Origin of the sequence: Nocardioides taihuensis (genome assembly GCF_042657275.1) — a bacterium.
Classification (GTDB): domain Bacteria; phylum Actinomycetota; class Actinomycetes; order Propionibacteriales; family Nocardioidaceae; genus Nocardioides; species Nocardioides taihuensis.
Genome location: NZ_JBHSKD010000027.1, coordinates 431,256 through 445,500, shown reverse-complemented (window position 1 = coordinate 445,500; position 14,245 = coordinate 431,256). Strand labels below are relative to the sequence as shown.

At 72.2% G+C, this 14,245-nt stretch carries 12 protein-coding genes; 4 read left to right on the top strand and 8 right to left on the bottom strand.

From position 1 onward, the window contains the following. Nucleotides 1–73: 73 nt before the first annotated feature. The 8 genes from ACFPGP_RS20075 to ACFPGP_RS20040 form a co-directional block, all read right to left on the bottom strand. Complete coding sequence (locus ACFPGP_RS20075) at nt 74–763, bottom strand: response regulator (RefSeq protein ID WP_378592818.1); 690 nt, start codon at nt 761–763, stop codon at nt 74–76. After that, nucleotides 760–2,421, bottom strand: coding sequence for a sensor histidine kinase (locus ACFPGP_RS20070; RefSeq protein WP_378592816.1), 1,662 nt, complete (start codon nt 2,419–2,421; stop codon nt 760–762). Before ACFPGP_RS20070 ends, ACFPGP_RS20075 begins: the two co-directional genes overlap by 4 nt. Continuing rightward, nucleotides 2,418–3,344 carry a type II secretion system F family protein gene (locus tag ACFPGP_RS20065; RefSeq protein WP_378592814.1) on the bottom strand — a complete coding sequence of 309 codons (927 nt, stop codon included), beginning with the start codon at nt 3,342–3,344 and terminating at the stop codon, nt 2,418–2,420. Before ACFPGP_RS20065 ends, ACFPGP_RS20070 begins: the two co-directional genes overlap by 4 nt. Nucleotide 3,345: 1 nt before the next feature. Further along, the gene (locus ACFPGP_RS20060; RefSeq protein ID WP_378592812.1) at nt 3,346–5,298 is read right to left on the bottom strand and encodes a type II secretion system F family protein; all 1,953 of its coding nucleotides are present in this window, start codon (nt 5,296–5,298) and stop codon (nt 3,346–3,348) included. Further along, nucleotides 5,295–6,953, bottom strand: a complete 1,659-nt coding sequence (locus tag ACFPGP_RS20055) for a CpaF family protein (protein ID WP_378592810.1) — start codon at nt 6,951–6,953, stop codon at nt 5,295–5,297. The genes ACFPGP_RS20060 and ACFPGP_RS20055 overlap by 4 nt, the downstream gene beginning before the upstream one ends. 75 nt (nt 6,954–7,028) lie before the next feature. Further along, nucleotides 7,029–8,234, bottom strand: coding sequence for an AAA family ATPase (locus tag ACFPGP_RS20050; RefSeq protein WP_378592808.1), 1,206 nt, complete (start codon nt 8,232–8,234; stop codon nt 7,029–7,031). A 6-nt stretch (nt 8,235–8,240) separates the two neighbouring features. Continuing rightward, entirely contained in the window at nt 8,241–8,984 is a 744-nt protein-coding gene (gene cpaB / locus ACFPGP_RS20045; protein WP_378592807.1) for a Flp pilus assembly protein CpaB, read from the bottom strand. Between the two features lie 250 nt (nt 8,985–9,234). Next, nucleotides 9,235–11,025, bottom strand: a complete 1,791-nt coding sequence (locus ACFPGP_RS20040; RefSeq protein ID WP_378592805.1) for an AMP-dependent synthetase/ligase — start codon at nt 11,023–11,025, stop codon at nt 9,235–9,237. 142 nt (nt 11,026–11,167) lie between these two features. On the opposite strand from ACFPGP_RS20040, the gene ACFPGP_RS20035 reads away from it, so the two are divergent. From ACFPGP_RS20035 to ACFPGP_RS20020, 4 genes are read left to right on the top strand one after another with little or no spacing between them, the layout of a single operon-like run. Next, on the top strand, nt 11,168–11,605 hold the full coding sequence (locus tag ACFPGP_RS20035) for an SRPBCC family protein (RefSeq protein WP_378592804.1): 438 nt from the start codon (nt 11,168–11,170) through the stop codon (nt 11,603–11,605). 16 nt (nt 11,606–11,621) lie between these two features. Continuing rightward, complete coding sequence (locus ACFPGP_RS20030; RefSeq protein ID WP_378592802.1) at nt 11,622–12,794, top strand: ArsA family ATPase; 1,173 nt, start codon at nt 11,622–11,624, stop codon at nt 12,792–12,794. Continuing rightward, nucleotides 12,791–13,288, top strand: coding sequence for a hypothetical protein (locus tag ACFPGP_RS20025; protein WP_378592800.1), 498 nt, complete (start codon nt 12,791–12,793; stop codon nt 13,286–13,288). The genes ACFPGP_RS20030 and ACFPGP_RS20025 overlap by 4 nt, the downstream gene beginning before the upstream one ends. Next, a complete protein-coding gene (locus ACFPGP_RS20020; protein WP_378592798.1) occupies nt 13,288–14,235 on the top strand; it encodes an ROK family glucokinase in 948 nt (315 codons plus the stop codon). The genes ACFPGP_RS20025 and ACFPGP_RS20020 overlap by 1 nt, the downstream gene beginning before the upstream one ends. Nucleotides 14,236–14,245 lie beyond the last annotated feature (10 nt).

Sequence of the window (14,245 nt, the reverse complement as noted above, 5' to 3'; positions counted from 1 at the left end):
TTGGGTAGTCAATTCGGGCCATCAGCGGCCCCCTCCACCCGTGGTCCTGGCGCCTGGCCATGGCCCGACCGGGTCAGCCGCCGAGGTCCTTGCGCACCGGCTGCATCGAGGAGAGCAGGCCCACCCGCATCGCGGTGACAAGGGCCTGGGCGCGGTTGGCGGCGCCGAGCTTCTGGTAGATCCGCGCCACGTGCGACTTCACCGTCGACTCGCTCAGGTGCAGGCGGGCGCCGATGTCGGCCGCGCTCAGGCCGTCGGCGAGCAGCAGGAGGACGTCGTGCTCGCGGGTGGTCAGCTGGCTGGCCGTGTTCTGGGCCCTGCGCAGCACGGCGTCCGCGAGTGCGGCGCACAGGAACGACCGGGGTGACCTCGCGGAGTGCAGGGCGGCCTTCACCACCTCGGTGGAGGGCGCGTCCTTGCCGACGAACGCCGATGCGCCCGCCTCCATCGAGGCGAAGATCTGCTCGTCGCCCGAGTGCATCGTCAGCACCACCAGGCCGACGTCACCGCCGTTCGCGGTCTCGCGGCGCACCGTCCGCACGATGTCGAGCCCGGTGCCGTCCGGGAGCTGGAGGTCGGTGACGACGACGTCGGGGGAGAGCTCGTCATAGAGCGCGAGGGCCTCGGTGACCGTCTTGGCCGCACCGACCACCCGCGTGGCCGGCTCGAGGCCGAAGGCGCCGGTGAGACCGTCGCGGATCAGGTCGTGGTCGTCGACGAGAAGGACGGTGATCGGTGCCCGGGCGCCGGCGAGGTCGCTCATGCGGTCACCCTGGCCTCTTCGGTCTCGGTGGTGGTGGCGATGGACCCGGTGGCAGGAGCGGCGGCCGGGACACGAGGCTCGCGCACGGGTGCGGGCGCGCGGGCCGGGAGGTCCACGACGACCCGGGTGCCGTGGGGAGGAGCGTTCTCGACGGTGAGCACCGCGTCGACGAGGTGGGCGCGCTCGCGCATCACCTCGAGGCCCTGGGAGTCGGGGCGGGGCGGCCCGAGACCGGTGCCGTCGTCGTGCACCTCGATCCGCGCGGCCGGGGCGTCGACGAGGCAGCGGACCTCGATCACCGACGGTCGGGCGTGCTTGACCGCGTTGGTCATCGCCTCCTGGGCGATGCGGAGCAGCTCGGACTCGACCTCCGGGCGGAGCCGTGCGGTGCGCTCGTCCACCGTCACCTGGATCGGGATGCCGGAGGCGTCGCTGAGGTGGCGGGCCAGCCCGGCGATCGCGGCGCCGAGGCTGGCGTTGGCCCCGACCTCGGTCCGCAACGACTTCACCGACTGCCGGACGTCCGCGACGACGGTGGTGATGCGCTCGCGCAGCACCTGGAGCTGCGCCGCCTGCTCCGGCGTCGTCGCGCGGGCGGCGAGCCCGTCGACGAGGTAGCCGAGCGAGGCGATGTCCTGGGCGATGCCGTCGTGCATCTCGCGGGCGAGGCGACGGCGCTCGCTCGCGGTGGCGGTGTCGCGCAGTGTCGCGAAGAGCAGGGCCGTGTCGAGCTGCACGGCCGTGGCCCGCAGCCGGTCCGCCAGGGAGTCGAGGTGGCGCGCCACCTGCAGCGACTCGAGGCCGACCCGGTGCGACCAGGCGCCGGCCACGACGGCCACCACCCGCGTGTCGGACACCAGCGGCAGTGCGAACGCGTTCTCGGCGAACTCCGAGCGACGGGAGCCGAAGGCCAGGGTCGCCAGATCGTCCAGGGCGGGCGTGGCGGCCGCGGTGCCGGCGTCCAGTCCCTGTCCCTCGGCGTCGGCCACCAGCGGGGTGAGCTCGTCGTCGCGGGGGACGAGCACGGAGACGGCCGTCAGCGGGAGCTCGTCGCGGACCGCGGCGGCGATGGCCGCGCCCAGGGTGAAGGGGTCGAGCCCCGAGGACAGGCCCCGCGAGATGTCGGTCAGCTCGCGGATCAGCTGCTGCGCGTCGCGGTAGGGCGTGAGCGGGTCGCTCTCGTGGGCGGCGGTCGAGTGGAGGAAGGTGCCGATCAGCCCGAGGCCGGCACCGGTGACGATCCAGGTGAACGTGCCGGCTCCCTGCTCGGTGTCGAGCGAGCCGTGGGCGGCGACCGCGAAGCCGACGAGCGCGACCAGCTCCGCCGAGACCGACAGCGCCGCGCCGAGCAGTCCCCGGCGCAGGGCCGCGGTGAACGGCGGCACCGCCAGCGCGCCCAGCACGGCGAGGCTGGCGTCGACCGACAGCGCACACACCGTGCCGATCAGTGCTCCCTCGAGCACGATCGTGACGGTGCTGTCGAGGCCGAGCCTCTCGGCGCCGGTGGCCAGCACCCAGATCATCGCCACGGCGACGAGGGCCAGCCCCATCGTGCTCCCGCCGGACCACAACACCGGCCCCGACAGCACCACCAGGCCGAAGATGCGGGCGCTGACGGCGAGCCGGGCGAGGTGTGTGCCCCCGGCGAGAGTGATCATTTCCCGCTGAAGTTGGCCATGATGCTGATCACCGCCGGCCCCATGACCGCGAGGAACAGGCACGGGAGGATGCAGAAGATCAGCGGGATGGTGATCTTCACCGGCACCTGCTGGGCCTTCTCCTCCGCGCGCTGCCGGCGCTTGGTCCGGATCTCCGACGACTGCACGCGCAGCACCTGGGCGATCGGGATGCCGAAGGCGTCGGCCTGCACCATCGCGCTGACGAACGTCTTGACGTCGCCCACGTTGGTGCGTTCGGCCATGGCCCGGAGGGACTCCGAGCGGGAGGCGCCGATCTGCATCTCTCCGAGCATCCGGGTGAACTCGTCGGCCAGCGGGCCCTCGGTGTTCTTGGCCACCTGTTGGATGGCCGCGTCGAAGCCGAGACCCGACTCCACGCTGATCGTCATCAGGTCGATCGCGTCGGGCAGGTCGCGCTGCAGCCGGCTCGAGCGGTCGTACGACTTCTGGTAGAGGTACATGTTGGGCGCCATGTAGCCGGCGAGCGCGATGCCGCCGAAGACCACCACGAACCAGAGCACGCTGCCGGTGAGGACCACGGCCAGGACCAGACCGATCACGCCGCCGGCGATCAGTCCCATCACCTTGCTCGCGATCACCCGGTCGACGGTCCAGCCCCCCGGGTTGCCCGCGACGTCGAGCTTGACCCGGTAGCGCTCACCGGCGTCGGCGCCGATGAAGCGGCGCCCGAGCCGCAGGGAGGCCGCCCGCGCCGGCGCGAGCACCCGCTCCTGGAACGACTTGTCGAGGTCCTTGGTCAGCTCGCTCGGCGCGTTGGTCATCGCCTCGAGCACCGCGAGCGAGCGGTTGAGGCCGCGCGGCTCGCTGGCGCTCATGGCCTGACCGACGATGACGATCGCCAGCAGGATCAGGATCCCGCCCATCACCAGCAAGATGGTCATCTCACACCTCCACCTTGACCAGGCGACTCATCCAGAAGATGCCGACCGAGAGCAGGACGGCGCCGCCGAGCAGCATCATCCAGCCGATCGGCTCGGTGAACAGCGGCATCACGTACTCGCGGTTCGACAGGTACAGGTACACCAGGAAGATCAGGGGCAACCCGCCGAGCACCCAGGCCGAGAGCTTGCCCTCCGCGGCCAGCGCGGCGACCTGGCGCCGCATGTACTCGCGCTCGCGCATCGTCTCGGCGACCGAGTCGAGGAGCTCGGCCAGGTTGCCGCCGACCTGGCGCTGGATCCGGATCGCCATCACGACCCACGCGAAGTCCTTGCTGTCGAAGCGCTGGCCCACGGCCTCGAGCGCGTCCTCGAGACCGACGCCCAGGCGGGTCTCGACCAGCGCCCGGCGGAACTCGCTCGCGATGGGCTCCTGCCCCTCGCGGACCACGGTGTCCACCGACTGGGCCAGCGACAGACCGGCGGCGAGCGAGCCGGAGATCAGCTGCAGCGTGTTGGGGAGCGAGCCGTCGAACGACTTGCGGCGCCGGTTCTTCTTCCAGCCCAGCCAGAACCAGGGGATGATCGCGCCGAGGGCGAGGAAGACCAGCCCGAGGAACAGACCCCCGCCGCCGAGCAGCAGGCCCACCGCGCCGGCGCCGATGAAGATGCCGGTGTGGATCAGCAGCCACTCTGCGGGCTTGAAGGGGGAGCCGGCCTGCTCGAGCCGGGCGGCCACCTTGGCCTCGAAGCCCTGGTTGGCCGCGAGCACCGCGGCCGCCGCGTCCTTGGCGCCCGCCAGCGCGGCGTCGGGCTCCACCTTCGCCCGCTTGGCGGAGCGCTTGCCGCTCGTACGCGCCGTGTAGGTGGCAGCCGTCTCCTCGGCGGTGAGCGGACCCTGCTTGCGGGGCACGAACACGATCAGGAGGGCGAGCAGACCGATGCCGATGGCGACGAGGCCGCCGTACATCGCCGCGGTCGGCAGGACGAAGCCACCGCTGTCGGCCGCCGGGATGACGAACTGCTCGGCCGGGACCTCCTCGGCCGGCGCCGCCTTGATGGTGGAGAAGGCGGAGGCGGACACCGGACCGGTGTCGGAGGGGAGGCTGACCAGCACCGTGGCCTCCTCGGCCGTGACGCTGTCGGGCACCTGGGCGGTCACCAGCACCTGGCGGGCCAGCACGTCCGCCTCGGCGGAGAAGGCTGCCTTGAGCGCCGCCGGGTCGGCGTCGATGACCTGGCCCTGGCCGGCGTCGGCGACGTCCTCGAGCGCGGCGAGGTCCTCGCCCGTCTGCCCGAGCGACACGACGTCGACGAGCACCTCGGCGTCCTCGACCGCCTTGGTGGCGTCGTCGAGGGTCGCCTTGCTGTTGTTGTCGGCGCCGTCGGAGAGGACGAGCAGCGACCGCTGGCCGTCCTCGCCCGCCAGGGCGGTCGCGTCGACGATGCCGTCGTAGAGGGCGGTCTCGGGGCCGAGCTCGAGGCCCTGGACGACGGTGCGCGCGGCGTCGCGGTCGAGCGTCGGCTCCAGCGCGTCCTCGACGGTGCTGTCGAACGTGACGATGCCGACGTAGACGTCGTCGGGGACGGTGTCGAGGAAGGTGAGCGCGGCCTGCTTGGCGGCGGCGAACCGCTCGCCCTTCATCGAGTTGCTGGTGTCGATCGTGAGGACAGCGGTCCGCTGGACGTCGGTCGTCGAGGCGAGCGCTGCCGTGGCGGTGGCGTCCTGACCGTCGATCTCGACGGTGACGCCCTCGAGGTCGACCTCGGCGTCGGCCGGCACCGACACCAGGATCTGGACGCCGGCGGCGTCGGGCTCGACGTGCGTGATCGCGGCGTCACCCGCCTCCGGCGTGGCGGTCGCCGGCGCGCCGGCGAGCAGCACGACCGCGGCCGCGGCGACGATCGCGCGACCCGGGCGGAGGACCCCGCGGCGGGTCCCGGACGTCCTCGTCACAGCCGACCCTCGGCGAAGATCATCGGGTCGACGTGGACGTTGACGTGCGACATCTTCTCCAGGAACTTCGGCCGCAGCCCGGTGGGCCGCAGCGTGCCCCGCGCCCGGCCGTCCTCGTCGAAGCCGGCGTCGTGGTCGAACAGGAAGACGTCCTGGAGCGTGATCACGTCGCCCTCCATCCGCTCCACCTCGGTGATGTGGGTGATCCGGCGCGAGCCGTCCTTGAGGCGGGCCTGGTGCACGATCAGGTCCACCGCGGAGGCGACCTGCTCGCGGATCGCGCGCACCGGCAGGTCCATGCCGGCCATCAGCACCATGGTCTCCATGCGGGCCAGGGTGTCGCGGGGACCGTTGGAGTGCAGGGTGCAGATCGAGCCGTCGTGACCGGTGTTCATGGCCTGCAGCATGTCGAGCGCCGAGGCGTCGCGGACCTCACCGACGATGATGCGGTCGGGGCGCATGCGCAGGCTGTTCTTCACCAGGTCGCGGATGGTCACCGCGCCCTTGCCCTCGATGTTGTTGGGGCGCGACTCGAGACGGACCACGTGCTCCTGCTTGAGCTGGAGCTCAGCGGCGTCCTCGATGGTGACGATCCGCTCGTCGCCCGGGATGAACGACGACAGCACGTTGAGGGTGGTCGTCTTGCCGGCGCCGGTACCGCCAGAGACGATCACGTTGAGGCGGCCACGCACGCACGCGTCGAGGAAGTCGGCGGTGGAGGGTGACAGCGAGCCGAACTCGATGAGGTTCTGCACGGTGAGCGGGTCGGCGGAGAACTTGCGGATCGTGAGCGCCGAGCCGTCGATCGCCAGGGGCGGGATCACCGCGTTGACACGGGAGCCGTCGGGGAGGCGGGCGTCCACCATCGGGCTCGACTCGTCGACGCGACGGCCGATGCGGGAGACGATCTTGTCGATGGTGCGACGCAGGTGGCCCTCGTCGTCGAAGTGAGCGTCGGCGGCGGTCAGGCGGCCCGAGCGCTCCAGCCAGATGCTGTCGGGGCCGTTGACCATGACCTCGGAGACCGCCGGGTCGCGCAGGAAGGGCTCGATGGGGCCGTAGCCCAGGATGTCGTCGCTGATCTCCTGGGTGATCCGGGTGCGGTCCTTGTTGCTGATCGGCCGCTCGTGGTCGGCCAGCACGTCGCTGAGCACCACGCGGACGCGCTGGTCGAGCTCCTGCTGGTCCATGTCGGCGGCGTAGAGCTGCGGCCCGAGCTGCTTGAGCAGCTCGGCGTGCACCTGGAGCTTGAGGTCCTCGAGGCCGGCACCTCCCGCGGGCGCCAGACGTCGCGCCCCGGTGTCGGGGGTGGCGGGGCGCAGGGTCGGCGGGGTCACCCGCTCCGGAGGCGGCACGGGAGCGGCCGTCCCGTTCGAGCTCGGCGCGGACGTGCCGTTGGTCGCGGCGGGGGTGCCGTTGGACGTGGGCACGGGCGGTGCACCGGCCGGGACCGCACGACGCTTGCCGACGGACGGCGCGGGCAGCCCGGCCTCCAGCCCGGTCTCGACCGGGGGCGCGCTGTGCTGGCTGATCGTGTCGGTGGCTGCCGCTGTCGCTGCGGACCCGGTGTCGGCGGTGTCCGCCGCGTCGAGGTCGCCGGCTTGGAGCGCGGCGGCGGCCCGCGCGGCGGCGAGCCGGTCTCCGAGGCTGCTCATGCTGTGTCCCCCTGGGGTGCGGGGCCCGAGGGCCGGGTGGTCGGGTGGTCGTGCACGGTCGGGGTCGTCATCGGGTCACCGCCGCATCCGGAAGCGGCGGCCGCTCCGGTCGTCGTCGTCGTCGACTGCCATCCCGCCGCTGCCGCCGGACAGGCCGGCCGGCGCGACGGGTGCCTCGGGCTGGCCGGTGAGCGTCTCGGCGAGCTCGCGGATCGTGATGCTGGACTCGTGGGCCGGGTTCGCCGACAGGATCGGCTTCCCGGAGTTGGTGGCCGCGGCGATGTCCATCGAGGTGGCGACCCGGGCGGACACCTCCATGCCGAGGATCGCCTCGACCTTCTCGGGCCCCAGGCCGACGGCGTCGTCCGCGCGGTTGAGCAGCAGGTGCCGGTGGTCGCGGGCGATGTTGAGCATCTCCAGCGTCTCCAGGGCGACCTTGACGTTCTTGAGCGTCGGCACGTCGAGCGTGGCCACGATGACGCACTCGTCGGTCTCGTCGAGCGCGGTCAGCGTCTGCTCGTCGAAGGCCGGCGCGGTGTCGACCACGATGAAGTCGAAGGTCTCGCGGAGCCCGCGGAGAACCCGGGAGATCAGCGTGGGGGAGACCCGGTCGCGCACGTCGGGGTGGCTGGGGGCGGCGAGCACCATGAGGGAGTCGGGGTGACGCGTCATCAGCGACTCGAGCAACGGGGCGTCGATCGAGTCCTCCGACCCGATGGCGTGCTCGATCGAGTGGCTCGGGAACAGCTGCAGCGTGATCGCCACGTCGCCGAAGGCGAGATCGAGGTCCACCAGGCAGACCTTGCGGGCGCCCTTGTCGGTCAGGGCGAGCGCGAGGTTGACCGCCATCGTGGTCTTGCCCACCCCGCCCTTGGGGGAGAAGACCGTGACGATCCGACCGCTGTGGATGACGCCGCCGGGACCGCGCAGCGCGACGTAGAGCTGGTAGGCGCGGTCGATCGCGCTCATGATCGCCGGGGCGTCGGCCGCCGGGACGACGTCGCGGGTGCCGGCGTGCATGGCCTCGCGCATCACCTGTGTGTCGACCTCGTCGCGCAGGAGGATCACGCTGGTCGACGGCCGGGTGAGACGCATCCCGTCGGAGATCGCGAGGGCGGACTCCAGTGCCACGTGCGGACCGAGGACGACGGCGTACTCCTCGGGCCGGTTCTGCAACCAGGCCTGGAGGGTCTCCGGGTCCTCGACCCCGTGCCCGCCGGCTGGAAGAACCTCCAGCAGGCGTGCGAGGGTCTCGCTCTCGGGATCGACGATGACGGGCATGTCAGCTCACTTGAAGAGGGTGGTGGAGGAGGCGCCCTTGTCCATCTTGAGGATGGTGTTGCCGGTGAGCAGCGCCAGCGCCAGCTCGCCGTTGCCCTGGGCGAAGAGCACCTTCTGGGCGTCCTCCTGGCTGAGGGCGAGCGTCAGCAGCGTGCGCGGCAGCTCCTCCTGGACCTGCTCGCCGTCCGCCGTGGTCGTCGTGGTGGTGGTCGTCGTGGTGGAGCCGACGCCCAGGACCTGGACCTTGGGCAGCAGCAGCCGGCTGTAGGCCTGGCCGGTGTCCGGGTCGGCCCCGTTGAGGAAGACGCCGACGTCGGAGCCCGGGTTCACGAAGCCGGCCACGCGTCCGGGGTCGCTCAGGCTGACCGACACCGCGACCATGCCCTTGGGGATCTGGAGCGGCGAGGCCGCCTCGGCTGCCGCCTCGGCGCCACCGAACTTGTCGGGGACGATCTGCTCGCCGGGGTAGATGGTGGTGATCGCGACCTGCCCGCTCAGCTCGCTGACGGTGGTCTGCGCGTTGGGCAGCATGTCCTCCTGCGTGACCGGCTGCAGGGCGAGCTTGCCACTCGAGGCGGCATCGTCGATGCTCTCGCCCGGTGCGATGGGCTGCACGGCCTTGAGCACCTGGACGGTCTCGAAACGCTCCTCGGCGCGCTTGTCGGCTCCCTGCACGTAGAGGAAGACCAGGGCCGTGCCCAGGATGGCCACCACGGCGGCGGCAACCAGGAGGATCTTGCGGCGGTCCATCGACGGCACCTTTCCCGAATACACGACGACCCTTGTTCGTCCTGTGACGAGGGTCGTTTCTCTGTCTCGAAGGGGCCCGTTGGTGCGTCTGCACCCTCGCAACCCCACGCGTCACTCTAGAGAAGGTTTTGCTTTCCCGTGGGCGTTTCGGGGGATGTGGTGCTGGGGTTCCGGACGTCCGCCGAGCGAGCTCCTTGAGGGTCTCCTGACCCTTTGCTGATCATCGTCGCCCCGACCTGGACGGGGTCCGTCAGCCGTCGTACAGGCCGGCGATGTCGTCGCGGTGCTCGCGCGTCACCACGGAGCGCTTGAGCTTGAGGCTGGGCGTGAGCTGGCCGCCCTCCTCGGTCCAGTCCTCCGCCAGCAGGGCGAACTTCCGGATCGACTCCGCACGCGACACGGCCTTGTTCGCCTCCTCGACCGCGCGCTCGATCTCGGCGCGGACGCGGGGGTCGTCGACCATGTCGTGCACCCGCGGCGACAGTCCTCGTGCCCGTGCCCACTCCGGTGCGAGCTCGGCGTCGAGGGTGACCAGGGCGGCGATGAAAGGGCGCCCGTCGCCGACGACCATGCACTGCCCGACCAGGGGGTGGGCCCGCAGGCGGTCCTCGAGGACGGCGGGGGCGACGTTCTTGCCCCCGGCGGTCACCAGGATCTCCTTCTTGCGGCCGGTGATCCGCACGAACCCCTCGTCGTCGACCTCGCCGACGTCGCCGGTGTGCAGCCACCCGTCGCGCTCCAGCGCCTCGGCGGTGGCGTCCTCGTCGTTCCAGTAGCCGGCGAAGATCTGGCCCCCGCGCAGCAGCAGCTCGCCGTCGTCCGCCACCCGTACGGCCGTCCCCGGCAGCGGGCGCCCCACGCTGCCGACCTTGTGCGCGTCGGGCAGGTTGACCGTCGCCGCACCCGTGGTCTCGGTCAGGCCGTAGCCCTCGAGGATGGTGAGCCCGATCCCGCGGTAGAAGTGCCCGAGCCGCTCCCCGAGGGGTGCACCACCGGAGATCGCCCACTGGCACCGACCGCCCAGCGCGTCGCGCAGCCGGGAGTGCACCAGTCGCGAGTACACCGCGTGCCGGGCGCGGACGGCGATGGGGACGCGTCCGCGGTCACGTCCACGCGACCAGGCGATCGCCGTCTCCACGGCCCGGTCGAAGATGGCTCCCCGGCCGTCCGCGGTGGCGCGCTGCGAGGCGGTGTTGAACACCTTCTCGAACACCCGCGGGACCGCAAGCACGAAGGTGGGGCGGAAGTCGCCGAGGTCGTCGACGAGCCGGGGGATGTCGGAGCTGTGGCCCATCCTGACCCGGCGCTTGATGCAGCCCACCTGGATGATGCGCGCGAGCACGTGGGCCAGCGGCAGGAACAGCAGGGTGCACGCGTCGTCGCTGCCGAAGACCTCGTCGAGCTCCTCGACGGCGACGCCCAGCTCGAACATGAAGTTGCCGTGGGTGAGCATGCAGCCCTTGGGGAGGCCCGTCGTGCCCGAGGTGTAGATGATCGTGGCGAGGTCGAGGGGGGTCGCGGTCGTGCGACAGCGCTCGAGGTGCTCGTCGGTGATGTCCTCGCCGAGCCGCCGCAGCACGTCGACCGCGTTGTCGTCGAGCGACCAGACGTGGTTGAGCTCGGGCAGGTCGCCGCGCACCTGTGCGATCCGCGCGAGGTGGGTGGTGTTCTCGGCCACCACGGCCCGCGCACCGGAGTCGCTGAGGATCCACCCGATCTGCTCCGGTGACGAGGTCTCGTAGATCGGCACGGTCACCGCGCCGGCGAACCAGATCGCGTAGTCGACGAGCGTCCACTCGTAGCGCGTGCGCGAGATCAGGCCCACCCGGTCACCCGGCTCGACCCCGGCGGCCACCAGCCCCTTGGCCACGGACGTGACCTCCTCGAGGAAGCGCGCGGCGGTCACGTCGACCCAGGCGCCGTCGGCGCGCCGGCTCAGCACGACGTCGTCGGCCGCCTCGTGGGCGTTGCGCACGACGTCGTCGGTGAGGTTGCCCGTGTCGGGGATGCGGATGGCCAGGGGGGTGGAGTACTCGCGCACGCTGCCTCCTCGTGGCCGGCTGGTCTCGGAGCGGGTCCCGGCGCAGGTTACCGCTGCGGGAGGGGGCCGCCCGATCCGGTACGCTCCGAGCCTCCGGAAGCAGCACGACGTCACCACCGCACCACACCTGAGCAGGAGCCTGATGGCCGAGCAGACGACCTCGTCGATCGTCATCGACGCCGATCCCCACCTGGTGATGGAGGTGATCGGCGACTTCCCGTCGTACCCGGTGTGGGCCAAGGGCGTGCAGGTCGCCGAGGTGGTCGAGGAGGGCGAGCACGGCTGGGCTCGCCAGGTCTTCTTCTCCCTCGACGTCGCGCCGATCAAGGACGAGTACACCCTCGAGTACGAGTGGGACGGGTACGACGGCGTCACCTGGACGCTCGTCGAGGGCAAGATGCTCCGGGCGCTCGACGGCGCCTACCTGCTGCGCTCCCTCGGCACCGGCAGCACCGAGGTCACCTACCGGCTCGCCCTCGACGTCTCGATCCCGCTGATCGGGATGCTCAAGCGCAAGGGCGAGAAGATCCTCATCGACACCGCGCTGAAGGGACTCAAGAAGCGCGTCGAGTCGCTCTGAGGCGGCGCTGACGCCTGTGCGGATCCTCCTGTTCACCGGCAAGGGCGGGGTGGGCAAGTCCACCGTCGCCGCCGGGACGGCAGCCCTCTCCGCGGCGGCCGGCCGGCGCACCCTGGTGCTCTCCACCGACGCCGCGCACTCCCTGGCCGACGCCTTCGGCGTGACGGGGATCGCCGACACCCCGACCGAGGTCGCCCCCGACCTGAGCGTCCTGCAGGTCGACGCGCAGCGCCGCTTCGAGCAGTCGTGGGCCGAGATCCAGCACTACCTCCTCTCGGTGCTCGACATCGCCGGGGTCGACCCGATCGCGGCAGAGGAGCTGACGGTGATCCCGGGCGCCGAGGAGGTGCTCGCGCTCCTCGAGCTCCGGCTGCACGCGTTGTCGGGGGAGTGGGACGCGATCGTGGTCGACTGCGCGCCGACGGCCGAGACACTGCGGCTGCTCGCGCTGCCGGAGGCGCTCGGCTGGTACATGCACCGTGTCTTCCCGACCCAGCGCCGGGTGGTCAAGGCCCTCAAGCCGGTGCTCAGCCGCGCGGCCGGCGCCCCGATGCCCGGCGACTCGGTGTTCGACGCGATCGAGCGGCTGCACCTCGAGCTCGAGGAGGTGCGGACCCTGCTGTCCGGGCCCGAGGCGAGCGTGCGGCTGGTGCTCACCCCCGAGCAGGTGGTGCTCGCCGAGGCGCGGCGCTCCTACACGACCCTGTCGCTCTTCGGCTACCGCGTGGACGGCGTGGTGGCCAACCGCATCTTCCCCGCCGACGGCGCCGACCCGTGGCGCGCCGGGTGGGTCGAGGCCCAGGCGGCGGTGCTGACCCAGGTCGAGGAGTCGTTCGCCGGGCTCCCGCTCTGGCGCTCGCCGTACCGCCGCGGCGAGCCGGTCGGCCTCGGCTCCCTGACCGACCTCGCCCGCGAGGTGTACGGCGCGGACGACCCGCTGCGTGCCCCCCGCGGCGCCGGGCCGTTCCGGATCACCCGCGGCAGCAGCGGCGCCGTGCTGCGCCTCGCGCTGCCGCTCGTCTCCCGCACCGACGTGGACCTCGCCCGCAACGGCGACGAGCTCGTCGTGACCGTGGGGTCGTATCGTCGTCTCCTCACGCTGCCCGCCGGGCTGGCCCGCTACCGCGTGGCCGGCGCCCGGGTGGAGCAGGGTGAGCTGCAGGTCAGGTTCGAGGAGAGGACGTCGTGAGCGACGCGCGTGACGGAACGCCCCCTGGAGACGGCCCGGACGACGGCCCCCGCGACGGCATCGGCGCGGAGGCCGGCCAGGAGGCCGTGGGCAGCGTGGGCGAGGAGGCCGCCAAGCTCTTCGGCGCGCTGTCCGACTGGGCCCGCGACCAGGGCTCCGACCTCGGCAGCGGGCTGTCCGGCCTGGCCGCGCACGCGGCGACCACGGCGCGCGAGGTGAACGAGCACGTGGCCACCGGGGCGCCCGAGTGCAGCTACTGCCCGATCTGCCGCACGGTGCACGTCGTGCGCCAGGCCAGCCCCGAGGTCCGCACCCAGCTCGCCCTCGCCGCCTCGTCGTTGATGCAGGCCGCGGCGGGCCTGCTGGCCACCGCGGTCCCGCAGGAGGAGCGTCGCCGCGGCGAGCCGGTCGAGCACATCGACCTCGACCTGGACGAGGATGGTGGGAACGGCGCCGGTGGCGTGCCGGACGACGACTGGCCGGAGGAGGAGTGATGACCGGTCTGGCCTGCGGCATCGACGTCGGTGGCACCAAGATCGCCGGCGGTGTGGTCGACCACGAGGGCCGCGTGCTCGAGAAGCTGACGGTGCAGTCGCCCGCGGCCGATGTCGGGGCGATCGAGGACGCGATCACCGACGTGGTGCAGCGGCTCCGCGCCTCCCACGACATCCAGACGGTGGGGGTGGGCGCCGCCGGGTACGTCGACCGGACGCGCTCGACCGTGCTGTTCGCCCCCAACCTCGCCTGGCGTGACGTCGACCTCAAGGCCGAGCTCGAGCCGCGGCTCGACCTGCCGGTGGTGGTCGAGAACGACGCGAACGCCGCGGCGTGGGGCGAGTTCACCTTCGGGGCAGGCGCCCACGTCGACGACTTCCTGCTGCTCACGGTCGGCACCGGCGTCGGCGGCGGGCTGGTGTTCGACGGTGTCCTCCACCGCGGTGCCTTCGGCGTCGCCGCCGAGATCGGCCACCTGCGCGTCGTACCCGACGGGCAGCTGTGCGGCTGCGGGGCCCACGGCTGTCTCGAGCAGTACGCCAGCGGGTCCGCGCTGGTGCGCAACGCCCGTGGCGAGGCGGCAGCGGGCGCGCCGCCCGCGCGGCTGCTGCTGGCCCGCGCCGGCGGCGAGATCGGCAAGATCGACGGCCCCATGGTCACCGCGGCCGCGCGCGAGGGCGACAAGTTCGCGGTCGACCTGCTCGCTGAGCTGGGGCGCTGGCTGGGTGAGGGGATCGCCTCGCTCGCGGCCGTGCTCGACCCGGCCATGGTCGCGGTGGGAGGCGGCGTCAGCGACGCGGGTGACCTGCTGATCGTGCCCGCGCGCGAGGCCTTCCTGCGCACCCTGCCGGCACGCGGCAACCGCCCCGAGCTGGAGATCGCCCGCGCCACCCTCGGCAACGAGGCGGGACTGATCGGCGCCGCCGACCTGTCCCGCCAGGACTAGGCGGTCGGCG